18 protein-coding genes are annotated in these 26,449 nt (G+C 72.1%); 9 read left to right on the top strand and 9 right to left on the bottom strand.

All coding sequences use genetic code 11. The features are described from left to right. Positions 1-6: 6 nt before the first annotated feature. The gene (locus QBL25_RS15385) at positions 7-1,335 is read right to left on the bottom strand and encodes a cytochrome P450 (protein ID WP_409057606.1); all 1,329 of its coding nucleotides are present in this window, start codon (positions 1,333-1,335) and stop codon (positions 7-9) included. A 95-nt stretch (positions 1,336-1,430) separates the two neighbouring features. Then, entirely contained in the window at positions 1,431-2,789 is a 1,359-nt protein-coding gene (locus QBL25_RS15380) for a glutamine synthetase family protein (RefSeq protein WP_409057605.1), read from the bottom strand. Between the two features lie 256 nt (positions 2,790-3,045). Between QBL25_RS15380 and QBL25_RS15375 the strand changes: the two genes are divergently transcribed. Together QBL25_RS15375 and QBL25_RS15370 are read left to right on the top strand one after the other, a co-directional pair. After that, the gene (locus tag QBL25_RS15375) at positions 3,046-3,846 is read left to right on the top strand and encodes an acetoacetate decarboxylase family protein (protein ID WP_409057604.1); all 801 of its coding nucleotides are present in this window, start codon (positions 3,046-3,048) and stop codon (positions 3,844-3,846) included. A 100-nt stretch (positions 3,847-3,946) separates the two neighbouring features. Beyond that, complete coding sequence (locus tag QBL25_RS15370) at positions 3,947-4,519, top strand: MarR family winged helix-turn-helix transcriptional regulator (RefSeq protein ID WP_409057603.1); 573 nt, start codon at positions 3,947-3,949, stop codon at positions 4,517-4,519. A gap of 282 nt (positions 4,520-4,801) precedes the next feature. Here QBL25_RS15370 and QBL25_RS15365 read toward each other — a convergent pair whose 3' ends face one another. Further along, positions 4,802-5,563 carry a gamma-glutamyl-gamma-aminobutyrate hydrolase family protein gene (locus QBL25_RS15365; RefSeq protein ID WP_409057602.1) on the bottom strand — a complete coding sequence of 254 codons (762 nt, stop codon included), beginning with the start codon at positions 5,561-5,563 and terminating at the stop codon, positions 4,802-4,804. A 124-nt stretch (positions 5,564-5,687) separates the two neighbouring features. Between QBL25_RS15365 and QBL25_RS15360 the strand changes: the two genes are divergently transcribed. The 5 genes from QBL25_RS15360 (at position 5,688) to QBL25_RS15340 (ending at position 10,546) form a co-directional block, all read left to right on the top strand. Beyond that, positions 5,688-7,202, top strand: a complete 1,515-nt coding sequence (locus tag QBL25_RS15360) for an aldehyde dehydrogenase family protein (RefSeq protein WP_409057601.1) — start codon at positions 5,688-5,690, stop codon at positions 7,200-7,202. Further along, positions 7,195-8,112, top strand: coding sequence for a catechol 1,2-dioxygenase (locus QBL25_RS15355; protein WP_409057600.1), 918 nt, complete (start codon positions 7,195-7,197; stop codon positions 8,110-8,112). Before QBL25_RS15360 ends, QBL25_RS15355 begins: the two co-directional genes overlap by 8 nt. Continuing rightward, positions 8,109-8,963 carry a fumarylacetoacetate hydrolase family protein gene (locus QBL25_RS15350; protein ID WP_409057599.1) on the top strand — a complete coding sequence of 285 codons (855 nt, stop codon included), beginning with the start codon at positions 8,109-8,111 and terminating at the stop codon, positions 8,961-8,963. Before QBL25_RS15355 ends, QBL25_RS15350 begins: the two co-directional genes overlap by 4 nt. Before the next feature lie 119 nt (positions 8,964-9,082). Further along, a complete protein-coding gene (locus QBL25_RS15345; RefSeq protein WP_409057598.1) occupies positions 9,083-9,274 on the top strand; it encodes a ferredoxin in 192 nt (63 codons plus the stop codon). Between the two features lie 6 nt (positions 9,275-9,280). Continuing rightward, on the top strand, positions 9,281-10,546 hold the full coding sequence (locus QBL25_RS15340) for an NAD(P)/FAD-dependent oxidoreductase (protein ID WP_409057597.1): 1,266 nt from the start codon (positions 9,281-9,283) through the stop codon (positions 10,544-10,546). A 67-nt stretch (positions 10,547-10,613) separates the two neighbouring features. On the opposite strand, the gene QBL25_RS15335 is transcribed toward QBL25_RS15340, so the two are convergent. Beyond that, complete coding sequence (locus QBL25_RS15335) at positions 10,614-12,575, bottom strand: glycogen debranching N-terminal domain-containing protein (RefSeq protein ID WP_409057596.1); 1,962 nt, start codon at positions 12,573-12,575, stop codon at positions 10,614-10,616. Beyond that, positions 12,568-14,085: an MGH1-like glycoside hydrolase domain-containing protein gene (locus QBL25_RS15330; protein WP_409057595.1), complete on the bottom strand. Its 1,518-nt coding sequence runs from the start codon at positions 14,083-14,085 to the stop codon at positions 12,568-12,570. The genes QBL25_RS15335 and QBL25_RS15330 overlap by 8 nt, the downstream gene beginning before the upstream one ends. Positions 14,086-14,206: 121 nt before the next feature. Here QBL25_RS15330 and QBL25_RS15325 point away from each other — a divergent pair, with 121 nt between their 5' ends. Next, on the top strand, positions 14,207-15,481 hold the full coding sequence (locus tag QBL25_RS15325) for an ROK family protein (protein WP_409057594.1): 1,275 nt from the start codon (positions 14,207-14,209) through the stop codon (positions 15,479-15,481). Positions 15,482-15,897: 416 nt separating this feature from the next. After that, on the top strand, positions 15,898-18,636 hold the full coding sequence (gene ppdK, locus QBL25_RS15320; RefSeq protein ID WP_409057593.1) for a pyruvate, phosphate dikinase: 2,739 nt from the start codon (positions 15,898-15,900) through the stop codon (positions 18,634-18,636). A 209-nt stretch (positions 18,637-18,845) separates the two neighbouring features. On the opposite strand, the gene QBL25_RS15315 is transcribed toward ppdK, so the two are convergent. From QBL25_RS15315 to QBL25_RS15300, 4 genes are all read right to left on the bottom strand, one after another. After that, positions 18,846-19,289: a hypothetical protein gene (locus tag QBL25_RS15315; RefSeq protein WP_409057592.1), complete on the bottom strand. Its 444-nt coding sequence runs from the start codon at positions 19,287-19,289 to the stop codon at positions 18,846-18,848. A 252-nt stretch (positions 19,290-19,541) separates the two neighbouring features. Then, a complete protein-coding gene (locus tag QBL25_RS15310; protein ID WP_409057591.1) occupies positions 19,542-20,558 on the bottom strand; it encodes an AraC family transcriptional regulator in 1,017 nt (338 codons plus the stop codon). A gap of 203 nt (positions 20,559-20,761) precedes the next feature. Continuing rightward, positions 20,762-21,343, bottom strand: coding sequence for a hypothetical protein (locus QBL25_RS15305; protein WP_409057590.1), 582 nt, complete (start codon positions 21,341-21,343; stop codon positions 20,762-20,764). Positions 21,344-21,353: 10 nt separating this feature from the next. Continuing rightward, positions 21,354-26,027: an RHS repeat-associated core domain-containing protein gene (locus QBL25_RS15300; RefSeq protein WP_409057589.1), complete on the bottom strand. Its 4,674-nt coding sequence runs from the start codon at positions 26,025-26,027 to the stop codon at positions 21,354-21,356. Positions 26,028-26,449: the final 422 nt, after the last annotated feature.

Genomic DNA, 26,449 nt, shown 5'->3' with positions numbered 1-26,449 from the left:
GCCGCCTCAGGGGCGCGCCAGGGTGACCGTGACGGGAAGCTCCTTGATCCCGTTCACGAAATTCGAGCGGACGCGGCGCACCTCACCGGCCAAGCGGATGTCCGCCAACCTCGGCAGCAGCTCCTCGAACATGATCCGCATCTCCAGGCGGGCCAGGGAGTTGCCGAGGCAGAAGTGCGGGCTGCCCTTGCCGAAGGTGACGTGGTCGACGTTCTCGCGCGTCACGTCGAAGCGGTACGGGTCGGGGAAGACCTCCGCGTCCCGGTTGCCCGAGGCGAACCACAGCACCACCTTGTCGCCCGCCCTGACCGGCTTGCCGCCCAGCTCCACGTCCCGGGTCGCCGTCCGCCGGAAGTGGTAGACGGGCGAGGCCCAGCGCAGGCACTCCTCGACGCCGCCGGGGATGAGCGAGGGGTCGGCGGTGAGCTTGGCCCGCTCCTCGGGGTGGTCGAGGAGCGCGAGCATCGAGTGCGAAATGGCGTGCCGCGTCGTCTCGTTGCCCGCGACGACCAGGAGCAGGAAGTAGTTGTCGAAGTCGGTGGCGGAGAGCGGGACGCCGTCCTTGGGCGCGCTGTTGACCAGCGTGCTCACCAGGTCCGTGCCGTCACCTCCGCGCCGCCGCGCCGCCAACTCCCTTCCGTACGCGAAGACTTCGAGCGCGGCGGGGGAGCGGAAGGGCAGATCGCGGTACCGCTCGCTCTCCGCGCTCTCCAGGAGCACGTCGGCGTAGTCGGGGTCGGTGTTCCCGATGATGCGGTTGCCCCAGTCGATGAGCTGCTGGGTGTCCTCCTCGGGCACGTCGAGCATCCGCGCGAGCACGTTGATGGGGAAGTCCGCCGAGACCTCCTTCACGAAGTCGAAGGTGCCCTTGGGGAGCGCGGCGTCCAGGGTGCGGGCCGTCAGCCCGCGCAGGAACGTCTCGTACGTGGCGACCGCGCGCGGCGTGAACTGCTTCTGGAGGATGAGCCGCATCGCGCGGTGGCGCATGCCGTCCGTCTCCAGGAGGGAGCGGCGCAGGGCGATCTGGTCCTCGTCGACCTCTTCGAGGTTGGTGAACCGCGTGGAGGTGAAGGTCTCCGGGTCGCGGTCCACGCGCACGATGTCCGCGTGCCGGGTGACGGCCCAGAAGCCGGAGTTGGGCGCGGGCTCGGGCTGCCAGTGGACGGGGTCCTCCCGGCGCAGCACGTCGAACATCCGCCAGGGCAGCAGGCCGTCGGTGAACTTGTCGTTGTCGGCGAGGTCGACGTCGGACAGGGCGAGGGGCGCGGGCTCCGCGGCCGTGCTCGTCGGCGGTCGCACGGATGCACTCCTGCACTGGGGCGTACTCCGACGCATGGACGTACTCCTTCGATCTGGGGTCGTGCGCGGGAGCGCGGGACGGGCGGCCGGGCCTCGACGGCGTGCCCGGCCGGATGCAGCGGCGTGCCCGGTCAGATGAGGAAGGCGTACTCCGTGAACTCCCACTCCGTGACGTGCTGCCGGAAGCGTTCGATCTCGTTGCGCTTGTACGTGACGAAGGCGTCGGTGAACTCCGCGCCCAGGAGCCCGGTCAGCGCCCCGTCGGCCTCCAGGGCGTCGAGCGCGGCGCCGAGCGTGCCGGGGAGGCGGGGCGCGGAGTCCTCCTGGTAGCCGTAGCCCTCCAGCGGGGCGGGGGGCTCGGCCTTGTCGCGGATGCCGAGCAGCAGGGCTGCGACCGTGCCCGCGATCACCAGGTACGGGTTGGCCGACGCATCGCCGAGGCGTAGTTCGAGCCGGGTGCCGGCGCCCCGCTCCGGCGGTATCCGGAGCATGGCGCTGCGGTTGTCCAGACCCCAGTCGATGAGCCAGGGGGCCAGGGTGTCGGGGCCGAAGCGCTTGTAGGAGTTGATGGTCGGGTTGAGCAGGGCGCTGAGGGCGGGCGCGTGGCGCAGCAGTCCCGCGACGGCGTGCCGGGCCGTCGCGGAGAGGCCGTCGGGAGCCGACACGTCCTCGAAGAGGTTGTGTCCGGCTCCGTCGGCCAGGGAGACGTGCAGATGGAAGCCGGAGCCGCCCAGGCCGTTGAACGGCTTGGCCATGAAGGTCGCGAGCCGCCCCTCGCGGCGGGCCGTCTCCTTGACGGCGGCCTTGAAGCGGAAGGCGCGGTCGGCGGCGTCCAGGGCCTCCGAGTGGTCGAGGTTGATCTCGAACTGCCCGCCGTCGAACTCGTGGTTGCCCGCGATCACGCCGACGCCCAGGCCGTCCAGGCAGCGCAGGGTCCGCAGGAGATGGCCGTCCGGGTCACCGCGCCGGCCCGCGCTGTAGACGTTGCCGGTGGCGCCCCCGTACACGGCCCAGCCGGAGGGTGTGGCGGGGTCGGCCTCACACAGGAAGTACTCCAGCTCGGGCCCGACGACCGGGGTCACGGCACCCCCGGCGTACGTGCCGGCGCGCTCCAGCACGCGCCGCAGCAGGGCGCGTGGCGACTCCGGGGTGGGGTCGCCGGTGGCGGGATCGACGGTGTCCCCGAGGCACCAGGCGACGCCGGGCTCCCAGGGCAGCGCCTGGAGGGTGCTCAGATCGGGCCGTACGCAGACGTCCGGGAGCCCGGCGTCCAGTCCGCCCGCGACGGGGACGACGTCGCCCCGGGGGGTGGTGTGGTAGACGGCGCGGCAGAAGGAGAGCCCGTGGCCGCAGGCGCTCGGCAGATGCCCCACGAGGATGTCCCGGCCGCGGTCGACGCCGATGAGGTCCGGATAGATCACGCGGACCACGTCCGTGCCTTGTGCTCGCAGGGCTTCGACTGCCGTGGTGACTGCGCTGGTTTCGTTCACCCGTGGTCCAGCCTTTCCGCGAGGTGGATCGGGTTATCGTTTGACATCAAACGATAGGAAGCGGCCGGGGGTCGCGCAAGCCCCTCCGGAGGGATTGGGGCGAGTGGGTCCGGGGGGTGCCTCTGGTTCGGTCTCTGGTTCGGTGCATCGCGGCGCTTCCGTGGTGCTTCCGTGGTGCTTCCGCGGCGCTCCCGTGGTGCTTCCGGCGCGCGAGGCCTATCGTACGGACCCAAACGACAAGTGAAGGGGTAAGCGCATGGCCGGAGTTCAGGGATTCTTCCCGCCCAAGACCGCGACGGGCCGCTCCTCGCTCATCCCGGCCCCGCCCTGGCACTACTCGGGCGACCTGCTCACCGTCGAGTACCGCACCGACCCCGCCCGCGTCCGCGAACTCCTGCCCGAGCCGCTCGGGTTGGCGGCCGAAGACCCCGGTGCCGTCGCCCTCATCTGGGCCGACTGGCAGTCCTGCGGGGACTCCGGGGAGGAGCTGCTCGATCCGGTGCGGTCCCAGTACAAGGAGTGCTTCGCCGTGGTGCGCTGCGAGCACCGCGGGCGCACCTACTCGCGCTGCGTCTACATCTGGGTCGACAAGGACTTCGCCGTCGCCCGGGGCATCCACCAGGGCTACCCGAAGAAGCTCGGCTCGATCCATCTGACCCGGCCGCACCCCTTCGGGCCCGCGCCCCGCATCGAGGCGGGCGCCGTCTTCGGGGCCACGCTCGCCGCCGCCGACCGGCGCCTCGCCCAAGTCGTCGTCACCCTGCGCGAGTCTTCCGGGACGAACGGCTTCGTCAACGCCCACCCGATGGCCCACCACCGTCAACTCCCGTCCATCGACGGCAAGGGGCTGGCGCTGGACGAACTCGTCGCGTCCGGCGCCGCCTCGTTCGAGGGCGGCCGGGCCTGGTCCGGCGAGGCGGACCTCGACCTCTTCGACGCGCCCACCGAGGAGCTGGCCGCGCTGACGGTCGAGGAGCCCATGGGCGCGTACTACCGCCAGGTCGGGGTCACCTGGAACGGCGGGACCCTGCTGGAGGCGGGCCCGCCGGCCAGGTGAAGGCGTCCGCTCGGCACGCGTTACCGTTTGACTCCGTACGAGGCACGAGCCGCCGGGCCGCTGAGGCCATGGGGGCCGCAGGGACGAGGGAGACACGGACGTGACGGGCAACCGCTCCATCCGCGAGACCGAGCAGGCGGTCCGGGCCAAGCTCGACGGCACCCCGCTCAAGTACGAGCAGATGGCCGCCGTCTCGAACATCTACCGCGCGGCGTCGGCCGTCCGGCAGCACTTCGAGAACTCGGTGCTGCGCGGGGCCGAGCTGACGTGGACGTCGTTCGTGGTCCTGTACGTGGTCTGGATCTGGGGGGAGATGGAGACGCGGTACGTCGCCGAGGAGGCGGGCATCTCCAAGGGCACGCTGACCGGGGTGGCCCGGACCCTGGCGGGGCGCGGCCTGCTGGAACGGCGCGGCCACCCGGGCGACGGGCGCCTTGCGCTGCTGCGGCTCACGGGGGAGGGGGAGCGGCTGATGGAGAAGGTGTTCCCCGCCTTCAACGCGGAGGAGGCGTTCGTCACCGAAGGGCTGACGGACGAGGAGTGCGGGACCCTGGCGGACCTGCTGCGGAAGATCGTGGTGCGGACGGAGGAGAAGGGCGAGGAGCGGCGGCTCGAACTCCTGGACGGCGCGGAGCCGGCGCCCCGCCGGAGCGGGCGCCGGGCCAAGGACTGAGGGGCCCTGGGCGGGCGGCCTTGCGGGGGCCTTGCCGGACGGGGGCTTTGCCTGCGGCTCCCCTGGGCGGGGGCCACGCCTGCGGCTCCGCCGGGCGGGAGCTGCGCCTGGGCTTCCGCCGGGCTGGAGCTGGGCTTCCGCCGGGCTGGAGCTTCGCGTGCCGTTGATCACCGGCTCCGCCGAGTTCGTCCTCAAACGCCGGACGGGCTGGAAAATCCTCGTGCTGCCGCTCGGCTGACGGCTGCCGGGCGGGCTGGGAATTCCTCCGACCAGCCCAGCGGGCTAGTTGCTCTGCTGTTTTCTCTGGTGCGTTTCCTGGATCAGGGTGTCGAACAACGCCTGTTGGGGCGGGTCCGACGGGGCCGTGTCCTCCGGGTGCCACTGGATCGACAGGAACCAGCCCCTGGCTCCCGGGAGTTCCAGAGCTTCCACGGTTCCGTCGGCCGCCCACGCCGTGGGTACGAGACCGCGGCCGAGGCTCTCCACGCACTGGTGGTGGAAGCAGGAAGCCGTCACCGACTCCATGCCCAGCGCGCGGGCCGCCGCGGAGCCCGCCGCCACCCGTACGGGGTGCACCACATGGCGGTGGGCCCGCCGGGAACCCGCCTCCGCCCCGCCCATGTCCTGCCGCAGCGAGCCCCCCAGCGCCACGTTCACCACCTGCATCCCCCGGCAGACCGCCAGCAGCGGCAGACCGCGGGCCAGCGCCGATCGGGCGAGGGCGAGGTCGAACGTGTCCTGGGCGTCGTCCACGTCGTACACGGACCCGTGCACCCGGGCGCCGCTCCCGGCCCGCGCGCCCTCGTACCGCCACGGCGCCACGTCCCCGCCCCCGGGCAGCAGGAGTCCGTCGCAGCGCGCGAGCCGCGCCGCCGTCTCGCCGGGCGGTCCGGGCAGCATCATGAACGGCTCTCCGCCCGCGCGGAACACCGCCTCCGCCAGCGCGCGGGCCGTCACCACGGCCGCGTACCGCAGTGCGGAGGCCGACGTCGCGTAGCGCTGGGGCAGGGCGATCAGCGGGCGGGGTCCGGGGGCTGGGGCCATGTCGTCTTCCGCTCCGTTTCGTTTGAGCTCAAACGGTAGGCGAACGGGCCGTCGTGGGCGAGGGGTTGACCCGGCAATCCGCGACTCCTAACGTTGTTTGGGTTCAAACGAACTGGAGGAAGTCATGGCTCCCCCCGCCCCCGCGCCACCGGCGAACTCCCCGCACACGGCGACCGTCGCCGGCGTCCCCGTCGACACCCGGCACTGGATCGGCGGGCGGCGCGTCCCCTCCGCGTCGGGCGCCACCTTCACCGACCACTCGCCCCTCGACGGCACCCCGCTCGCCGAGATCGCCCGCGGCGGCGCCGACGACGCACGGGCGGCCGTGGCCGCGGCCCGCGAGGCCTTTCCCGCCTGGGCCGCCACCGCGCCCGCCGAGCGCGCCCGGCTCCTGCACGCCGTCGCCGACGGGGTCCAGGCCCGCATCGAGGACCTCGCCGTCGTGGAGACCGCCGACAACGGCGCCCTCCTGCGCTCCCACCGCCGCGGCGTCATGCCCCGCGTCGTCCACAACCTCCGCTACTTCGCCGACCGCCTCCTCGCCCTCTCCCACGACGACTTCGTGACCCGGGGCCACACCCACCACGTGAGCTGGGACCCGGCGGGTCCCGCCGTCCTCATCACGCCGTGGAACGCCCCGCTGATGCTGGCGAGCTGGAAGATCGCGCCCGCGCTCGCCGCCGGGAACACCGTCGTCCTCAAGCCCGCCGAGTGGACCCCGCTGACCGCGTCGCTCTTCGCCGGCATCGCCCACGAGGCGGGCCTCCCCGCCGGGGTCCTGAACGTGCTCCAGGGGTACGGCCCGGAGGCCGGGGCCCCGCTCGTCGCCGACCCCGGCGTGCGCCGCATCAGCTTCACCGGGTCCGTGCCGACCGCCCGGCGGATCGCCGCCGCCGCGGCCGGGCACCTCGTGCCGTGCAGCTTCGAACTGGGCGGCAAATCACCGTTGCTCGTCTTCGCCGACGCCGATCCGGAGCTGGCCGCCGACCTCGCCGTCGAGCAGTACGACAACGCGGGACAGGTCTGTCTGGCCGCCACCCGCATCCTGGTCGAGGAGTCCGCCCGGGACGCGTTCCTCGGCCACTTCCTCGACCGGGTGCGGAAGCTGACCCCGGGAGATCCGCGCGACGAGGCCACCGACGTCGGCCCCGCCATCCACCCCCGGCACGTCGAGCGGGTCGACGGCTTCGTGCGCCGGGCCCTGGACGCCGGGGCGAAGGCCGTCACCGGCGGCGGCCGCAACCACGCGCTCGGCGGCAACCACTACCTCCCCACCCTCCTCACCGACGTCGCCCAGGACTCCGAGATCGTCCAGGAGGAGGTCTTCGGGCCCGTCCTCACCCTCCAGACCTTCCCCGACGGCGACGAGGACGAGGCCGTGCGCCTCGCCGACGACACCCGCTTCGGCCTCGCGGCGACCCTGGTCACCGGCGACCGCGAGCGCGCCCGCCGGGTCGCCGCCCGGCTCGTCGCGGGCACGGTCTGGGTGAACTGCTTCTTCGTACGCGACCTCTCCGCGCCCTTCGGCGGCTCCCGCGAGTCGGGGATCGGACGTGAAGGCGGCGACTGGTCCTTCGACTTCTACTGCGACCTCAAGAACACCGTGACCGCGCCGGAGGGATGGGCCCGCCATGGGTGAGATCGTCGGGGCGGGCCTGCTCGCCCACGTGCCCACCGTCGTGCTCCCCGAGGCGACCCGCAAGGAGCTCAACGAAGGCCGCGAGATCAGCCTCGTGCCCGGCCTGCGCAGACTGCGCGAAGAGGTCTTCGAGACGCTCGACCACGACACCGTCGTCGTCCTCGACTCGCACTGGGCCACCACGGTCGAGTTCGTCGTCTCCGCGCACGCGCGCCGCGCCGGGCTCTTCACCTCGGAGGAACTGCCGCGCGGAATGTGCCGGATGCCCTACGACTACCCCGGCGACCCCGAACTGGCCCACTCCGTGGCCGCGTTCGCCGACCGGCACGGCACATGGATCACCCCGATCGACGACCCGTACCTGCCGGTCCACTACGCCACGATCAACCTCTGGAAGTACCTGGGCGAAGGCCTTCCTGACCAGCGGTGGCTCTCGATCGGGGTCTGCCAGACCGGCGACAGCGAGGACCACCTGCGCCTGGGCCGCGCGCTCGCCGACGGCATCGCAGCGCTGCCCGACCGCAAGGTCCTCCTGCTCGCGTCCGGCGCGCTCTCGCACACCTTCTGGCCGCTGCGGCAGCTGCGCGCCCACGAGTCGAGCGACCCCTCCCACATCCGCACGCCCGAGGCGCGCGCCGCCGACGAGCGGTGCATCGAGCGGCTCGGCCGCGGCGACCACGCCGACGTCCTGCGCACCCTGCCGGAGTTCCTCGCCCACAAGCCCGAGGCGCGCTTCGGCCACTACCTGATGATGATCGGTGCTCTCGGAGAAGAGCGGTGCTCCGCCGCCGGCCGCGCCTTCAGCGCGTACGAGAACTCCGTGGGCACCGGCCAGATGCACCTGTGGTTCGACCGTCCCGCCGCGGGCTGGACCGGCGCCCCCGACCCGAGTGAGGCCTCCCGCGCATGACGACCACCGTCGAGTACCGCCGCGTCCTCCTCGAAGGCGCCGCCGTCCACGTCGTCCGGGAAGGGGACGAGCTGGTCGCCGCCGACGGCCGCCGCGTGAAGGCCGCCGAGGCGCACCACCTGCCGCCCGTCCGCCCCACCAAGGTGATCGCCGTCCACCTCAACCACCGCAGCCGGGTGGTGGAGTTCGGCGCCTCACTGCCGCCCGCGCCCACCTACTTCCACAAGCCGGTCTCGGCGCTGAACGCGCACGGCGGCGCGGTCGTCCGCCCCGAGGGCTGCAAGTACCTCAACTACGAGGGCGAGATCGGCATCGTCATCGGCCGCACCTGCCGCAACGTCGCCCCGGCCGACGCGGGCGCTTACATCGCGGGCTACACCGTCGCCAACGACTTCGGCCTGCACGACTTCCGGGACACCGACGCCGGTTCGATGCTCCGGGTCAAGGGCTCCGACACGCTGTGCCCGCTGGGCCCCGGTCTCGTCACCGGCTGGGACTTCCGCTCCAAGCGGCTGCGGACGTACGTCAACGGCGTGCTCGCGCAGGACGGTTCGACGGACGAGATGGAGTGGGACATGCACTACCTGGTCTCCGACATCGCCCGCACGATCACCCTTGAGCCGGGCGACGTCCTCCTGTCCGGGACCCCCGCGGGCTCCCGGCCCGTCCGCCCCGGAGACGTCGTCGAGGTGGAGGCCGAGGGCCTCGGCCGACTCACGAACCACGTCGTCACGGGCCCGACGGCCGTCCGCCCGGATGTCGGCGCCCAGCCTACGGAGTCCGAGGAGGTCGTGTCGACGGCTCTGGGGGGCGACTGGGAATTCCGCGGAATCCGCCCGCCGAAACGCTAGATGCCACGAGGGGCCACGTGGGACCACGAAGGGCCACGTGGGACCACGAAGGACCGCGAAGGTCCGCGAAGGAAGGTCCGCGAAGGCCCTCGAAAATACCTGAGGAAAAGGGAGTTCACATGCTCAAGGTCACCGTCGACCTGGACGTCTGCCAGGACCACGGGCAGTGCGTCTTCGCCGCGCCGGACGTCTTCACGCTCGACGACGACGGCCGACTCACGTACACCGCGACGCCCGGCGAAGCCCTGCGCGCCGACGTGGAGGACGCCGCCGACGTCTGCCCGCTCCAGGCCATCCGGGTCGAGGGCTGACCCGCCGTGGCCTCCTCGGCGGGAATCGCCGTCGTCGGCGGCTCGCTCGGCGGCCTGCGGGCGGCCGAACAGCTGCGGGCTGCGGGGTGGGAAGGGGCGATCACGGTGTACGGGGCCGAGCCCCACCTGCCGTACAACCGCCCCCCGCTGTCCAAGGAGGTCCTCGCGGGAGAGGCGCCCGTCAGCGCCACGGCGCTGCGCCGCCGCCCCAGCGTCGCCGACGTTGCGTGGCGGCTCGGCACGGCGGTCGGGTCGGCCGACCTGAGCGCGCGCACGCTCACGCTGGCCGACGGCTCGGTCCACGCGTACGAGGGTCTGGTGGCCGCGACGGGGGTGCGGCCACGCAGGCTTCCCCTGACCGGGGGCCCGCCACGGCACGTCGTACGGACGCTGGAGGACGCACAGGCCCTGCGCGCCGAACTGGGGGACGACGTACGGGTGCTGATCATCGGCTCGGGCTTCATCGGCTGCGAGGTGGCGGCGACGGCCCGTGGGGCGGGCTGCGAGGTGACGGTCGTGGCCCCGGAGGCCGAGCCGATGCAGGCAGCGCTGGGGGAGGAGGCCGGGCGGGTGCTGCGAGCGCGGCACGAGGCACGGGGGGTGCGGTTCCGGATGGGGCGCCTGGTCGCCGAGTTCGCGGACGCGTACGCGGTCCTCGACGACGGAAGCGAGTGCGCCGCCGATGTGGTGGTCGAGGCGGTCGGCTCGCTGCCGAACGTGGAGTGGCTCGGGGCGAACGCGGGGCTCGACCTGACGGACGGCATCCTCTGCGACGCGCAGCTGCGGATCGGAGGGCTGGCGCACGCGGTGGCGGTGGGTGATGTCGCCCGCTTCCCGAACCCCCGCTACGGGGCGGTCGCGCGGCGGGTGGAGCACTGGTCGATGCCGACGGACTGCGCGAAGCACGCGGCGCGGGTACTGGTGGCGGGGCTGCGGGGCGGCCCGCCACCGGGCGCGTCACGGCCGTTCGCGCCGCTCCCGTCCTTCTGGAGCGACCAGTTCGACGTACGGGTGCAGTCGTTCGGGCTGCCGGGGGCGGGGGACGAGGTGCGGCTGCTGAGGGGGGAGGGGGACGTGGTGTACGGCTACTACCAGGGGGAGCGGCTGGTGGGGGTCGTCGCGCTGGGCGGCGCACGGGCAGCAGCCCTGGCCGCCAGCTACCGCCCGGAACTGATGACCTTGCCACAACCACAACCACAAAGCCCCGGCCCGACCGAAGCGGCCCTCTCCAGCCCGACCGACACCCCCTCCTCCAGCCCGTCCGGTACGTGAGGGTGTCCTCGGGAGAGCCTGGTAGTGAGGGCCCGTGGAGGCCTCGAACGCCCGCCCTCCCCTTCCGTTACCCCCCGACCGCGCTGAGCAGCGCGAACGGGGCCGCTGCCGAGCGGGACTCCCGTACGCATGCGTGGGGGTAAGGGACCGGGCCCGGATGTGCCCCCCGTTCGTACCCCGCCAGCACCTCCGGCAGCCGGTCTCCGCCCCGCGTCGCCGCCGACACCAGGCCCCGCGCCACCACCCGGGCCTCGTCGTGCAGCCCGTAGCGCGCGAGCCCCAGGGCGATCAGCGCGTTGTCGTGCGGCCACACCGAGCCCCGGTGGTAGGACAGCGGGTGGTACGCCGGCTGATCGGCGGCCAGGGTGCGGACGCCCCAGCCCGAGAAGAAGTCCGGCTCAAGGAGGCGCCGCCCCACCGCCTCCCCGTACTCCTTGTCCAGCAGCCCCGACCACAGCAGATGCCCGGCGTCCGAGGCCAGCGCGTCGACCTGGCGGCCCTCGCCGTCCAGGGCGAGGGCGGGGAACCCCTGCCCCGGCATCCAGAAGTCCCGCTGGAAGCGGTCCCGCAGATCGGCCGCCGCCTGCGCGAGCAGGTCCGCGTACACCGTGTCGCCCCAGACCGTCCGGGCCAGCCACGCCGTACGGACCAGCGCGTCGTACGCGTACCCCTGCGCGCCCGCGGCCATCACGGGTCCCGACGCCCTGCTGCCGTCGGCGGAACAGATCGCGCCGGGGGAGTCCTTCCAGTTCTGGTTGGCGAGGCCGCCCTCGTCCGCGCGGTAGACGAGATAGCCGCGCGAGGTGAGGCCGCCGTGGTCGAGGATCCAGCCGACGGCGGCCCGCGCGTGCGGCTCCAGACGGCGGGCCAGAGCCGTGTCGCCCGTCCGTTCCGTGTACGCGCCGAGCAGCACCAGGAAGAGCGGGGTCGCGTCCACCGAGCCGTAGTAGCGCCCGAACGGCACCTGCCCGAAGTGGGCCAGCTCCCCGTGCCGCACCTCGTGCACGATCTTGCCGGGCTGGGCGACCGGCCCCGCGGTGGCCTCCGTGGCCTGCGCCGCGGCGAGCGCCGGCAGCGTCGCCGCGGCCAGGCGCGGCAGATAGGGCAGGGCGAAGAGCGAGGTCAGGAGGGCGTCGCGGCCCAGCAGCGTCACGAACCAGGGGACACCCGCGGCCGGGACGCTCAGCGCCTCGCCGTCCGGCCCCGACGCGGGCACCTGGAGCGCGGCGAGGTCCGCGAGTCCCCGCCGGCACGCGGCGGCGAGCTCGGGCCAGCCGCCGGGCACCGGCACGTCCGCCGCGAACCGCGCCTCCAGCTCGGCGAGTTCGGCGGCAGCCTCCGCGGGGCCCGCCGGCACCGCAGGCTCCGGGGCCCCGTGCGGATGCGCGGTGACCCGCAGGGTGACCTCCGCCGTGCCGTGCGCGTCGAGGCCGAGGGTCCACACCAGCCGCCGCGCCCCGGTGCCGGTCTCCTCGACCGCGTCCGGAGCGGGGTCCGCGGTGACCTTCGTACGGGAGATCCACTCGCGGCGGCGGTAGGCGAACTCGATGCCGCGGGTCACCTCGTCGTCGCCGGTGATGGCCTTGCGGGACCTGACGGCGCCCGTCTTCGCGTACGTACGGTGGTCCGAGCGCAGCTCGAACTGGTCGGTGAAGTCGGCGTCCACGGTCAGCGCGAGCCGCACGGTCGTCGGTACCGCGCGGTTGCTCGTGAGGCGCAGCGCCTCGACGAACGCGCCGTCCGTCACCGCCTGTTCGCGGAAGATCGTGCAGGACGCGGGCTCCTGCCTGCCGCCGCGCGGCACGAGGACGCAGCGCGCGATGCCCGCGTCCGCGTCCGTGTCCGACACCGGCGCGAGGATCTCGGGCACGGCCCCGTCGACCGTCAGCTGCCAGCGGCTCAGATGCCGGGCGTCGCGCACGAACAGGCCGTCCGGCACGGACCCGCCCCGCACCCCGCTGATGTCGCCGCCCGCGCCGAGCGCCGCGAACGTACCGCCCCGGACCAGTGGTTGACGCCGATCAGTCATCCCCGAACCTCTCCCTCGTCACCGCCACGGCGGGCCCTTCGGCGGGCCTGCGGTGCGGCTCCTCCTCACGCCCGGCGGGATCGTCGAGCAGCAGATCCAGGGCGAGCGCGGCGCTCCAGCCGAAGCCGCGCGCACCACGGCCCCGCCCCGTGTACGGGTCCACGTACTCCGCGAACCCGGACTCCCCGGCCACATCGAGCAGCGTGCGCCGCAGGCCCTCGGCCCGCGCACGCTCGCCGTGCAGCCGAAGCCCCCGCTCCAGCAGCCAGTTGGTGTTGAACCACGCGGGCCCGCGCCAGTACCGCCGCGGGTCGAAGGCGCCCGCCGTGAGGTCGTAGCTCGGCACGAGCCGCGCCGGGCCGCCGAGTCCGAAGTGCGGCCCGCACATGGTCCGTACGAGCGCGGTGGCGACCGGGGCGGGCAGCGCGGGCAGGATCAGCGGGACCAGGCCGCCGACGCCGCGCTCCGGCACCGGCGCCCCGGCGCGCAGGTCGCGGCAGAGGAAGAGGCCGTCCGCCGGGTCCCACAGGCGCTCGACGAGGGTGCGCGTGAGCGCCCGGGCACCGGCCTCCCGTACGCCGGACGCGTCGCGCAGCCCCAGCTCGGCCTCGATACGGGCCAGTGCGTGCTCGGAGGCGATCAGGAGGGCGTTGAAGGAGGGGTCCTCGACGGCGAACTCGCCTTGTGTGGGGACGAATTCGGCGTGTGTGGAGGTGAAGTCGGCGCTTGTGGACGGGGAGTCGCCCGGCTTGTCGTGGAGACCTGCCGTCCCGTCGGCGTAACGGCGGTCGCGGTAGGCGGCCGCGAGCCGTACGTACCTGCCGTAGTCGAGATCGGTGGGCCGGTCCTCCGGGGCGCCGTGGTCCAGGTCCGCCCGGCGGTACGCGGCCGGGTCCGCCGGGGTCACGCGGCTCAGCGGAGCGTCCCAGCAGGGGCTGTTGTCCATGCCCTGCTCCCAGGGGTGGATGACCGCGACCAGGCCCGCGCCGCCCTGGTCCCTGCGCAGGCGCAGATAGCGGTGCCAGGCGGCGAGCCGGGGGTGGGCGCGGGCCAGGAACGAGCGGGCGCGGGAGAGCGCCGGGTCGGCGCGGTGCACCAGCCAGACGGCGAGCGCGTGGACCGGCGGCTGAACGATGCCGGACGTCTGGATGGCACCGGGTGCCCCGGCCGGGCGGCCCGCGGTGGTGGAGCGCCAGAAGTCGGGTCCGGGGAAGTAGGCGTCCGGAGGGACGGAAGGGTTGAACACGATGTGCGGGACGCGACCGTCGCCCCACTGGGCGGCGAGCAGGGTCTCCAGCTCCAACTGCGCCCGTAGAGGGGAGAGATGACGCAGGCCGATCGCGATGAACGCGGAGTCCCAGGACCACTGATGGGGATAGAGCCGGCGGGAGGGGACCGTCGACGTGCCCGTCCAGTTGGCCCACAGGACCTCGGCGGCGCGCTCGCGCAGCGACGGCGTGGTCCGGCGTGCGGCCGGCCGTGCGGTGCGGCCCACGTTCGTGCGGTCCACGCGGTTCCCCCCGAGGGGCTCACGCCCTGTCAGTTTGGTGTCTTCCACCCTAGAGTTACGACTGTTCGACGCGCAAAACCCAATATGTAACGCGGAGTTGACGAGCACAAGGGGTGAACAGATGTCGGACCGGACGGGGCACGAAGGGCGGGCGGCGGGCGGGCGCGCGGCCGGCCGGCATGCCGGTGCCGGGGACCTCCTGGACCTGGTGCGCAGCGGCCGGGCCACCACGCGCGGCGCCCTCAGGGAGCTCACCGGGCTCTCCCGGGCCACCGTCGGCCAGCGTCTGGACCGGCTCTTCCGCGCCGGCTGGCTGCGGGAGGGCGCGGGCGGCTCCCCGGAGGGGCCGGGTTCACCGCTGGGCGGGCGCCCGTCCCTCCGCCTGGAGTTCGACGACACCCACGCGGTCGTTCTCGCCGCCGACCTGGAGACCCGGCACGCCAGGACCGCCCTGCTCGGCCTCGGCGGCGAGATCGTCGCCGAGCAGGCGGGCCCCCTGGCGATCGACGACGGCCCGGACGCTGTCCTCGGCGAGCTCGGCGTCCGCTTCGCCGAGCTGCTGCGCAAGGCGGAGCGCGACCCGGCGTCGGTCTGCGGCATCGGCCTCGCGGTGCCGGGCCCCGTGGACAGCGGGACGGGCCGCGTCGTCCAGCCGCCGATCATGCCGGGCTGGGACGGGTACGACATAAGAGGCCGGCTGCGCCGCGCCTTCGCCGAGCAGACGGGCGGCCCCGCCGACGTCCCGGTCCTCGTCGACAACGACGCGAACCTCATGGCGTACGGCGAACAGCGCGCCGCGTACCCCCGGTGCGCGGCCTTCGCCCTGGTCAAGGTCTCCACCGGCATCGGCGCGGGCGTCGTCGTGGACGGCGCGGTCTACCGGGGCATCGACGGGGGCGCCGGGGACATCGGCCACATCAGGGTGCCGGCGGGCCAGAGCGGCCCGGAGGGTCCGGCCGCCCTGTGCAAGTGCGGCTCGTACGGCTGCCTGGCCGCCGTGGCCAGCGGACGCGCGGTGGCGCGCAAGCTGACGGAGGCGGGCGTCCCCGCGGCCTCGGGGGCGGACGTCCGCGAACTGCTGGAGGCGGGGAACCCGGTGGCGGTCGGCCTCGCGCGGGAGGCGGGGCGGCACGTGGGCGAGGTCCTGGCCACCGTCGTCACCCTTCTGAACCCCGGGGTTCTCATGATCGCCGGAGATCTGGCCGGAACTCCGTTCCTGACCGGGGTGCGCGAACTGCTCTACCAGCGGGCGCTGCCCCGCTCCACCGCTCATCTGGAGATCGTCACCTCGCGCCTCGGCGAGAGCGCGGCCCTGGTCGGCGCGGGAACGCTGGTGGTCGAGCACCTGTACGCCCCGCGGCGGGCCGAGGAACGGCTGGCCGCGCTCGGCGTCTGACCGGTGCCCGGAGGGCGGCCGGACGTCTCGGCGCGCGTCCGGATGCTGACATGCGGCCGCCTCAAACGGCGTGATTCTCGCCACCCCTGATAGGGCTTGCGCTCAGATGAGCGCTTCACGGCCGACTGCACTTCTGAAAGGGGTGGCACTCAGTGCCACTGCTCGATCATTCATGAGGTGAACTCACATCTGAGTACGGGCCGCTCATTCGAGCGAATCGCGGGGTCTACGGGCGTTGCGCGTTCAAGACTTGAACTCAAGATCGTCGGCCGGGCTACCGCTGAGTTACTTTCGATCTACTGGCGGACGGGTGGTTACGGCCGCATGACGCACAAGTGGACGTACCCATGCGCCTTCGATCTGGGTATGTTCCTCGCCGTCAGGGCAGCCACCGAGTCCTCGAGGAGTCGAGACCCGTGTCGGAAAACAAAGATCCCCACGTAGCGCAGAACGATGCGGCCGTGAAGTTCGTCTACGACTTCACCGAGGGCAACAGGAACCTCAAGGACCTTCTCGGCGGCAAGGGCGCCAACCTCGCCGAGATGACCAACCTCGGGCTGCCCGTCCCTCCGGGCTTCACGATCACCACCGAGGCCTGCAAGACCTACCTCGCCAGCGGCGAGGAGCCGGTCGAGCTGCGCGACGAGGTGACCGCCCACCTCGAAGCCCTCGAGAAGACCATGGGCAAGAAGCTGGGTCAGGCCAACGACCCGCTGCTCGTCTCGGTCCGCTCGGGCGCCAAGTTCTCGATGCCCGGCATGATGGACACCGTCCTGAACATCGGGCTCTCCGACAAGTCGGTGACGGGCCTGGCCAAGCAGTCCGGCGACGACCGCTTCGCGTGGGACTCCTACCGCCGCCTCATCCAGATGTTCGGCAAGACCGTCCTGGACGTCGACGGCGAGCTCTTCGAGGACGCCCTGGAGGCCGCCAAGGCCGCCAAGAAGGTCACGGTCGACACCGACCTGGAGGCCGCGGACCTGAAGAAGCTGGTCACGAAGTTCAAGAAGATCGTCAAGACCGAGGCCGGGCGCGACTTCCCGCAGGACCCGCGCGAGCAGATGGACCTCGCGATCCGCTCGGTCTTCGAGTCCTGGAACACCGACCGCGCCAAGCTCTACCGCCGCCAGGAGCGCATCCCCGGTGACCTCGGCACCGCGGTCAACATCTGTTCCATGGTCTTCGGCAACCTCGGCCCGGACTCCGGCACGGGCGTCGCGTTCACCCGCGACCCGGCCAGCGGCCACCAGGGCGTCTACGGCGACTACCTCCAGAACGCGCAGGGCGAGGACGTGGTGGCGGGCATCCGCAACACCGTCCCGCTCGCCGATCTCGAGCAGATCGACAAGAAGTCGTACGACCAGCTCATGCAGATCATGGAGACCCTTGAGACGCACTACAAGGACCTCTGCGACATCGAGTTCACCATCGAGCGCGGCCAGCTGTGGATGCTCCAGACCCGCGTCGGCAAGCGCACCGCGGGTGCCGCCTTCCGCATCGCGACGCAGCTCGTCGACCAGGGCCTGATCGACGAGGCCGAGGCGCTCCAGCGCGTCAACGGCGCCCAGCTCGCCCAGCTGATGTTCCCGCGCTTCGACGACACGGCCAAGGTCGAGCAGCTCGGCCGGGGCATCGCCGCGTCACCCGGTGCCGCGGTCGGCAAGGCGGTCTTCGACTCCTACACCGCCATCAAGTGGTCGCGTTCGGGCGAGAAGGTCATCCTCATCCGCCGCGAGACCAACCCCGACGACCTCGACGGCATGATCGCCGCCGAGGGCATCCTCACCTCGCGCGGCGGCAAGACCTCGCACGCGGCCGTCGTCGCCCGCGGCATGGGCAAGACCTGTGTCTGCGGCGCCGAGGAGATCGAGGTCGACACCAAGCGGCGGCGCCTGACGGCCCCCGGCGGCGTGGTCGTCGAGGAGGGCGACGTCGTCTCCATCGACGGCTCCACCGGCAAGGTCTACGCCGGTGAGGTGCCCGTCGTGCCGTCCCCGGTCGTCGAGTACTTCGAGGGCCGCATGCACGCCGGCGCCGACGACGCCGACGAGCTGGTCGGCGCCGTGCACCGGATCATGGCGTACGCCGACCGGGTGCGCCGCCTGCGGGTACGCGCCAACGCCGACAACGCGGAAGACGCCCTGCGCGCCCGCCGCTTCGGCGCCCAGGGCATCGGCCTGTGCCGCACCGAGCACATGTTCCTCGGCGAGCGCCGCGAGATGGTCGAGCGGCTGATCCTCGCCGACGCCGACGGCGAGCGCGAGGAAGCCCTCAAGGAGCTCCTGCCGCTCCAGAAGCGCGACTTCGTGGAGCTCTTCGAGGCGATGGACGGCCTCCCGGTCACCGTCCGCCTCCTGGACCCGCCGCTGCACGAGTTCCTGCCCGACATCACCGAGCTGTCCGTCCGCGTCGCCCTCGCCGAGTCCCGCAAGGACTCGAACGAGAACGACCTGCGCCTGCTCCAGGCCGTGCACCGCCTGCACGAGCAGAATCCGATGCTGGGCCTGCGCGGCGTACGCCTCGGCCTGGTGATCCCCGGCCTGTTCACCATGCAGGTACGGGCCATCGCCGAGGCCGCGGCCGAGCGCAAGAACGCCAAGGGCGACCCGCGTGCGGAGATCATGATTCCGCTCGTCGGCACCGTCCAGGAGCTGGAGATCGTCCGCGAGGAGGCCGAGCAGGTCATCGCGGAGGTCGAGGCGACGACCGGCGTGGCGCTGAAGCTGGCGCTCGGCACCATGATCGAGCTGCCGCGTGCCGCCCTGACGGCGGACCAGATCGCGGAGGCCGCCGAGTTCTTCTCCTTCGGCACGAACGACCTCACGCAGACCGTCTGGGGCTTCTCGCGCGACGACGTGGAGGCGAGCTTCTTCACGGCGTACCTGGAGAAGGGCATCTTCGGGGTCTCGCCCTTCGAGACCATCGACAAGGACGGCGTGGGCAAGCTCGTACGGGACGCCGTGGCGGCGGGCCGGGCCACCCGCCCCGACCTGAAGCTCGGCGTCTGCGGCGAGCACGGCGGCGACCCGGAGTCCGTCCACTTCTTCCACGAGGTGGGCCTGGACTACGTCTCCTGCTCCCCGTTCCGCATCCCGGTCGCCCGCCTGGAAGCGGGCCGCGCGGCCTCCGAGTCGGCGGGCAGCGACCACCGCTAGGTCTCCGGACCGCCGGCAGCCCCTCGGGGCCGCCGGCAGAGCTCCGGGACCGACGCCGTGTCCCCGACCCTCACCGATGCGGCGTCGGTCCCGGTTCACCACGAAGGGGCAGCTCCCTGTGCGGGGGAGCTGCCCCTTCTCCGTGCCGGTCGGCCAGTGACGGCCGCACCGTGCCGGTCGGCCAGTGGTTGCCGCTTCATGCCGGTCGGTCAGTGATGGCCGATGCGGGCGTGCATCGGTGGGGGGCGGCTGGTGACGCAGGGGGCCGGGCGCTGCCGTATGTCGATGCCGGGCGCGTCAGAAGGCTTCGCGCGTGTCCGAGAATCCCTGTCCGACACCGGAAAGACCGCGTCGGACAGGGTCGGGAACACCTCGAAGAGCTTCAGCGTCCCGGTCACCTCCAACCGTTGCCGCGCCGGTGTACTCAGCGGTCCCGCAAGGCGAGGCAGGCGCTCGCCTCTGCACGCGGGCCGCAGCAGTTCGTTGAGGACCTCCGCGCTGAAGAACGCGGCCTCGGAAAGATCGACCACGACCCGTTTCCCGGACAGCCGACCCAGCTCGACCCCCATGGCCAAGCCCTCAAGGCTCCACTCTTCCCTGACGTCGGCGCCTATGAAGATGAGGAACTGGCATTCCAACTCTGCGACGACCACTAGTTGCTCGGGTACGGGATAAGGAATGTGCATGCTCTGTCGCCTCGGCCGTTGACCGCTGTGCCGTTGACCCAGTGATGCCCCGGAGGTCCGGCACGCCTTCGGTGATGGTGAGGGGAGGTTACGGCGCCGCGCCGACGGTCAACGCTCCGGATCGCGCGGCATTGTCCAGAAAACGCGAGACATATGCGCCTCAGTCAGGACGACGGCAGTTGCCGCGCCGTGCGCGGTCGCGGCGGGGAGCGCGGGCGCTCAGGGACTGCGCAGGGTCTGGGAGGGCGTCTCCCCGAACCGGGCCCGGTAGCGCTGTGCGAACCGGCCCAGGTGCGCGAATCCCCACTGGTAGGCGACATCGGTGACGTTCGCCCCGTCGGGCGGCGACGTCCGCAGCTGCATCCGCACGCGCTGAAGGCGCACCTCGGTGACATAGGCCATCGGGGACATCCCCACGTGCTTGCGGAAGGCCTCTTGCAAGGTGCGGAGGCTCACCTGGGCCACGGCCGCGAGCTGGGCCGCGTCGTACGGCTCTGCCGGGTGCTCCCTGACGGCCTCCATCACGCGCTTCACCGCGGCCGGACGCATCTGCGGCGGCGGCGCCTCCAGCTGAGCGCGGTAGGAATGATCGGTCGCCAGCAGCAGCCCTTGGAGCAGGGTCTGTTCCAACCGGCCGGCGACGAGGGGCTGGTGCAGCAGGCCACGGGGGACGGACCAGTCCAGCAGACTCCACTGGGCGAGGCCGGCCCAGCTGCGCCCGGTGCCGCAGGTGATGTCGATGTACGGCTTGAAGCGCGGCTGTCGTCCCAGTGGCCGCCCCAACAGGATCTCCAGCTGGCGGTGCACGGCCAGCTTGCAGACCTTCACGGCCATGACACGGCAGTCGGGTTCCCAGTCGTAGACGGAGATGTTCCGGGTGGGGTCGTAGATCACCCCTTTGCTCGTGGTGGTGCGGACGGGCGGGGCGGCTCCCTCCTGGACCCCGAAGCCGCCGTGGAGCGGAACGCAGACGTGGTAGAAGCCCGGCTCGCAGTAGCCCGTCCTGATCCCGGTGCCGAAACTGACGTCGCCGACGGTCAGTGCTCCGAGGTCGGCCTGGTGGATGCGGGTCACGAAGTCCCCCGCGTCCGCCCTCCTCACCTCGAGCCGCATGTCGTAGTAGACCTCCGACAGCACGTGGCTCGCTTCTTCCACGGACCGCGTGACGAAGATCCCCGGCTCGGCCGCCCGTCCGTTCGCTGACTCTGCCGCCTCTGCCGCCTCTGCTGACGCCATGACCCGCCCCCTCCTGTGCTGGCGCCAGGATGGCCCGCTCCGAGGCGGACATGCGGACGATGGCAGTTCTTGGATTCGGCTTGTCCGCTCTTTTGGATGCCGGTGGTGATCTCCGCTCGGTGAGTGAACGGCTGTATCCGAGCGATCCCGGCCCGCGGCCCTCCGCAGGGCGGCAGGGGCCGCCCGAGGCGGCCCCCACCGGCTCATTCCGTGCCGCGCAGCTCGCGGCTGTTGGCGCGGTTCTTCGCGATGTTCCGTGTCTTCTTGGTACGGGCCGACTCGGCGACCACGGCGAGTACCTCCGGCGATGTCGACCACTCGGCGAGGTGGCGCTGCATCCAGTCGGTGGCCTCCGCCAACTCCTCCGGTGTCGGCACGTGACCGCTCTCGACGGTCAGGCAGAACAGCCAGTCCTCGATACGGCGGCGGATGAACTCGCGGTCAGGTTCGGTGGCGAGCCGGTCGATCGTCGGCAGCAGCGCGGCCGACCACTGCCGGAACTCGGCGGGATCGGTCGTCCGCAGCGCGACCTCGTCCACGAGGGCGACCACCGCCGTCCTGGCCCCCATCGTGTTCGGGTCGCGCAGGATCGCGGCCACGACCTCCCGGTCCCGGTCCCGGTCCGGGTCCCGGTCCGGGTCGTGGCTCCGCGAGGCGGCGATGGCGGAGACGACGCGCAGGTACGCGGACGTCCGGGCGTGGTCGTCCGCGACGACTTCGTCGACGTCCACGTCGCTGATGCCGGCCTCCGCCAGCAAGGCGGCCACATCGGAGTGCAGTGTCATCGGTCCATCCCTACTTGCACGATTTCTTCGCGGCCTCGGCGGCCTCGCGCTGCGCCTTCACAGCCCGCTCCTCCGCCTGGTTCCGCTTGCCGAGCTTCCGGACGGCGGTCCTGATCTGCGGCTTGAAATGCTCCACCGCCTGTCGTTGCTTGTTCGAAAGCTCCGGCTGGTTGTCGAGAGGTTTGCCGTTCGGTCCGATTCTGACCTCGCGGCCACCGCCACCGGTGACATGGGCGTGCGCCGGCTTGTCGACGTCGTACTCGTGCACGACGATCTTCACGCCGTTCTTGCTGACGTCCAGAAGGGACAGGCCGAGAGGGTCGAGCCACTTGTGCGGGTTCGGGACGTAGTTGTGCGGCGCGAAGCCACCGGCGAGACCGATCGGGTCCGGGGTGAGATAGCGGGCGGTCTCGGGGTCGTAGTGCCGGAAGTAGTTGTAGTGCAGCCCCGTCTCGGGGTCGTGGTACTGGCCGGGGAAGCGCAGGGGCGTATAGGCGGTGGCGTCCCGGTTCCAGACCGTCGTGCCCCAGAGGGTCGTTCTGGTGCGCCAGGCGATGTCGCCCTGTTCGTCGAGGAGTTCGGTCGGGGTGCCGACGAGGTCGGTGACGATGGCGTAGAAGCGGGCGTCGACCTCTTCGTCGGTGAGGTGTCGTGCGTCGGTGAGGCGTCGTGCGTCGGTGAGGTGTTTGCGCTCCCTCTGGGCCAGGGGCAGCAGGCCGTCGTGGTCCCAGGTGAGGGTCACTGATTCCGGTGCGCCAGGGGCGTGGCTCGTCTGCTCGCAGAGGGTCATGTCGTCCCAGGTGAAGTCGGTCTGCTCCGCCACCCCCTGCTCCGTCATGCGCTGTTTGGACACGCGGCGGCCCAGGGGGTCGTAGAGGTAGCGCCACCTCGTCCCGTCGGGGGTCACCACGGACGTCAGGCGGTCCTCCGCGTCCCACGCGTAGTGCCAGGTCTCGGGCTTGCGGGACAGGCGGGTCTTCTGACGCAGGGTGGTGCGGCCCGCCGCGTCGTGTTCGTAGCGGACGCCGCCCGCCGCGGTGATACGGGTGCCGGTGTACGCGCGGGGGCCCGTGGCCTCCTGGCCCGGCAGGGCGGCCGGCCAGGAGGCGCTGGTCTGGTTGCCCGCCTCGTCGTAGGCGTACGTCTCCGTCCAGTCCGCCGCGCGGACCGCCGTGACCCGGCCCGCCGCGTCCAGGTCGTAGCGCCGCGCGCCGCCCAGCCGGTCCTCCATGCCGGTCAGGTGGTCGTCCGCGCGGTAGGTGTAGGCGCGGTGCTGGATGCGGGTGCGGGCCGGGCCCATGAGCTCCTGCTTCGACAGCCGGCCCACGACGTCGTACACGTTCGTCAGCGTCAGGGTCTCGCCGACCGTGCGGGTGAGTTCCCGGCCCACCCCGTCGTACGTGAACGCCAGCCTCTTGCCGGACGCGTCCAGGCCGGTGACCCTGCCCGCCGCGTCGTACGTCCAGTGGCTCCGCGCGCCCGAAGGCGTCGTGCGGCCGGTGCGGCGGCCCAGTGCGTCGTAGGCGTGGGTCAGGGTGCGGCCGTTGACCGTCTCCGCGATCAGACGGCCCGACCTGTCCCTCTCCAGGGTCAGGGTCACGTCCGGGTTCACCGCCTCGGTGAGGCTGCCGTTCGCGTCGTAGGCGAAGCGCGTGACCGCGGCGCCCGCGACGCTCTGCGTGAGCGTGCGGCCCAGCGCGTCCCGTTCGAAGGTGATCTCGTCGCCCGCGGCCGTCGTACGGGCCACCAACTGGCCCGCCGCGTCGTGGGCGTACGTCAGTGTGCGGTCGTCGAAGTCCGTCTCCGCCACCAGGCGGCCCGCCGGGTCGTACTCGTAACTCCAGGTCAGACCCTGCGGGCCGGTGACCGTGCGGAGCTGGAGCTGGGTGTCGTGGGCGAACTCGTGGCGGACGCCGTCGGGGCCCGTGCGGGCCGCGATCAGGTCGAAGTGCGTGTACTCGTGCGTCGTGGTCGCGCCCATCGCGTCCGTGTGCGCGACGCAGTTGCCCTCCCCGTCGTACGTCCACGACTCCGACGAACCGTCCGCCTCCGTGCGCCGCGCCAGCTTGCCCTCCACCGTCCACTCAAGGCGCGTGGCGGCGCCCGTCGGGTCCGTGATCGTGTGCGGGCGGCCGAAGGCGTCGAGGTCGTAGCGGGTCACCGCGCCCAGCGGATCGGTGACTTCCAGCGGCAGGCCCGCCGCGTTGCAGCGCAGCTCGGTGGTGTGGCCGAGGGGGTCCGTGATGCGGGACACGGCTCCGGTGGCGTCGTGGGCGAAGTGGTACGTCATGCCGTCGGGGTCCGTCACGCTGGTGCGGTTGCCGTGCTCGTCCCACGTCTGGCGCTGGACGGCGCCGTCCGGGCCGACGATCTCGACCATCAGGTGGAGGTCGTCGTACACCGCGCCGGCGCACGTGCCGTCCGGAGCGCGCGTCGCGGTCAGATTGCCGTGCTCGTCCCAGGTGTTCTCGGTGCGGCGGCCCAGCGCGTCGGTACGGGCGAGCAGGTTGTTCCGGCCGTCCCACTCGGTGTGGACGGTCCCGCCCAGCGGGTCCGTCTCGGACAGGAGCTGGCTGAGGTCGTTGTAGCGGTAGACGGTGGTGTGGCCGAGGGCGTCGGTGTAGCGGGTTTCCTGCGCGTCGGAGCGGTACTCGACGGTGCAGGCCAGGTGGCCGCCGGTGCTCTCGCCGCGGACGCAGCGGTCTTCGTCGTCGTAGGTGAAGCGGTACCAGGTGTGGTTGCTGTCGGTCCAGGACGTGATGCGGGCCCGGTCGTCGTACTCCAGACGCAGCCGCAGCGCGCCCGAGTCGTGGACCTCGGCCAGATTGCCGAACTCGTCGTAGCCGTACGCGGTGACCAGGGTGCTGCGGGGGGAGACCTGGGTGCCGTCGCCGGGCGCGGGCGCGGGCGCGGGGGCGGGAGTGGGGGCGAGGAGGCGCAGGGCGGTGACGCGGCCGTCGGCGGTGTCCACGGCCAGGTGGTAGCCGCCGGTGTGGCGGATCGCGGTCGGGGTGCCGGTGGGGTCGTGGTCGATGTCGATGCGGTTGCCGTTGCGGTCGGTGATGGCGCGCAGCGGCAGGACGTCGTGTCGTGGTCCTGGAGGGGGCTCTCCGCCAGGGGACTCGCTGCCCACCAGCTCCAACGGGGCGGCCGGGGCCGCCGGGGCCGCCGTGTTCGTCGTCTCCGTCGTGTTCGTCGTGTCCGTCGTGCGGGGCGTGTCCGTCGTGCCGGGCGTGACCGGCGGCAGGAAGTGGCGGACGCGGCCGGTGTACGGGTCGGTGACGGTGACCTTGACCGTGGCCGCCGTGTCCGTGTCCGTGCCGTCGACGGTCAGGGGCCAGCTGGGGCCGTGGGCGGGCAGCACGGGTGCACCGCCCGGTTCGGGGTGGGGGTAGGACAGCAGCTGGCCGTCCTCGGTGACGTAGATCAGACCTTCGTCGTCGATCTCGACCCGCTCGTCCAGCGTCGAGGCCCACGAGTCGCCGTACCAGTGGCCCCAGCGGTACGTGGACAGATGCGTGCGCCGGAGGACGAGCGGGAGCAGGCCCGGCAGGGTGACGTCGGTCTGCTCCATGAGCATCTCGCCGGAGACCATGTCGATGGGGTCGCCGTTCTTGCAGCGGCCCTTGGCCGGCTTGCCCTTGCCCGCGACCTTCTTCATGCCGCCCGAGAGGGCCTTGCGGAGACCACCGGCCCCGGAACGCAGTCCGCGGGCGGCGGCCTTGAGGCCCTTCATGCCCTTGGCGAGGCCGCGGAGGGAGGTGAGGGCCTTCATGCCGGGTATGCAGTCCAGGGCGGCGAAGGCGACGTCGAGCAGCCCTGCTTCTCCGTTGGCGTACTTATGGAGGGTGTCGGCGAGCACGATCAGGGCGGCGACGAGGACGATCGCGGCGAGGATGGGGCCGCCGACGATCATGGCGATGATGCCGAGGACGGCGACGACGACTTTGCAGACGGCGACGATGGTGTCCCAGTTGTCGGTGACCCAGTCGCCGACCTCTTCCCACCACTTGCGGTTCTGGATGCCGGCGTCGGAGGCCTCTTCGAGTTTCTTCTTCGCGGTGCCGGCCGCGGTCTCGCGCATCTTGCGGGCGTCTTCGGCCATCTTCTTCGCCGCGTCCAGGTTGGACTGCGCCGCCGTGACGTCCGCTTTGGCGGCGGTCTGGGCTTTTTCGGCGGAGGTGGCGTTGCGGGTGGCGGCCTTGACCTTGTCGGGGTCGGGCGCGGGCACGTCTTTCTTGCCGTCGTCGTCCTTGTACTTGTCGGCTTCCTTGCCCGCGCGGTCCACCCAGGAGTCGGCCGAGGTGAGGCGGCCTTGGGCGGCGCTGAGGCTGGTCCGGGCCTCGCGGCCCTGGGCCAGGGCCTTGTCGGCCAGCGCCTGGGAGCGTTCCAGCTCGGGCCAGTAGGTGGACAGGGCGTCGCCGGCCATTTCGTAGCTCTTCTTGAGCTTCTTCAGCTTGCCCGGCGCCGACTCGAACTCCGAGGTGAAGGATTCGGCGGTCTTGCCCGCCCAGGTGAGGATCGCGTCCTCGTCCGCCATCCCCTTGATGTCGCGGAGCACCTTGGAGACGTCGTCGGCGAAGTCGTGCAAGTTCTTGGCGAGACTCCGAACCCGGTGCGGATCACCCGGAGTCGGATCCTTGTCCAGGTCGAGTATGTGCCAGTCGGCCGGACGGTTAGACACCGAAATATTCCCCCATTACGTACCTACCTTGCGAGACGCGCCAGCAGCGCGACCGGCGATGTGCGTCCAACTGCCGACAGCACGGGTTTCCTTGGTCGTCACGGCTTGTGCGAAGGATAGCCAGCCGCTCGAAGCCCCGACGTGCTTGGACGGTGACTCGCGACGGGACGGCATGTGATCGTGCCGGTCGGCGAACGACCGGTGCGGTCAGGCAGGCGCGCCGGTACCGTGTTTGACCCATGCTCGCGCCGCTTCCGTATGGATCACCGAGGCGCAGGCATCAACTCGACGTCGGCCGGGGCTCCCTGAGCCGGGCCCCAGGCCGGCCGCAGAGGCGCAGTCGGGGAATTGGGCGGTACGGAACCAATGGGGCGTGGGGCACGGTGAGCGGAGCTCCGGGATGGTGAGCGGGGACGGCGGAC

The sequence above is a fragment of the Streptomyces sp. SYP-A7185 genome (assembly GCF_046103685.1).
GTDB lineage: Bacteria > Actinomycetota > Actinomycetes > Streptomycetales > Streptomycetaceae > Streptomyces.
The sequence above is the reverse complement of the archived record's forward strand: the minus strand, read 5'-3'. Positions and strand labels throughout refer to the sequence as shown.

Bases quoted from the DNA above. Each gene is read 5' to 3' on its own strand.
- QBL25_RS15325 (WP_409057594.1), top strand. From the start codon at position 14,207: ATGTCGGACCGGACGGGGCACGAAGGGCGGGCGGCGGGCGGGCGCGCG.
- QBL25_RS15375 (WP_409057604.1), top strand. From the start codon at position 3,046: ATGGCCGGAGTTCAGGGATTCTTCCCGCCCAAGACCGCGACGGGCCGC.
- QBL25_RS15385 (WP_409057606.1), bottom strand. From the start codon at position 1,335: ATGCGTCGGAGTACGCCCCAGTGCAGGAGTGCATCCGTGCGACCGCCG.
- QBL25_RS15310 (WP_409057591.1), bottom strand. From the start codon at position 20,558: ATGGCGTCAGCAGAGGCGGCAGAGGCGGCAGAGTCAGCGAACGGACGG.
- QBL25_RS15305 (WP_409057590.1), bottom strand. From the start codon at position 21,343: ATGACACTGCACTCCGATGTGGCCGCCTTGCTGGCGGAGGCCGGCATC.
- QBL25_RS15345 (WP_409057598.1), top strand. From the start codon at position 9,083: ATGCTCAAGGTCACCGTCGACCTGGACGTCTGCCAGGACCACGGGCAG.
- QBL25_RS15360 (WP_409057601.1), top strand. From the start codon at position 5,688: ATGGCTCCCCCCGCCCCCGCGCCACCGGCGAACTCCCCGCACACGGCG.
- QBL25_RS15355 (WP_409057600.1), top strand. From the start codon at position 7,195: ATGGGTGAGATCGTCGGGGCGGGCCTGCTCGCCCACGTGCCCACCGTC.
- QBL25_RS15350 (WP_409057599.1), top strand. From the start codon at position 8,109: ATGACGACCACCGTCGAGTACCGCCGCGTCCTCCTCGAAGGCGCCGCC.
- QBL25_RS15335 (WP_409057596.1), bottom strand. From the start codon at position 12,575: ATGACTGATCGGCGTCAACCACTGGTCCGGGGCGGTACGTTCGCGGCG.
- QBL25_RS15365 (WP_409057602.1), bottom strand. From the start codon at position 5,563: ATGGCCCCAGCCCCCGGACCCCGCCCGCTGATCGCCCTGCCCCAGCGC.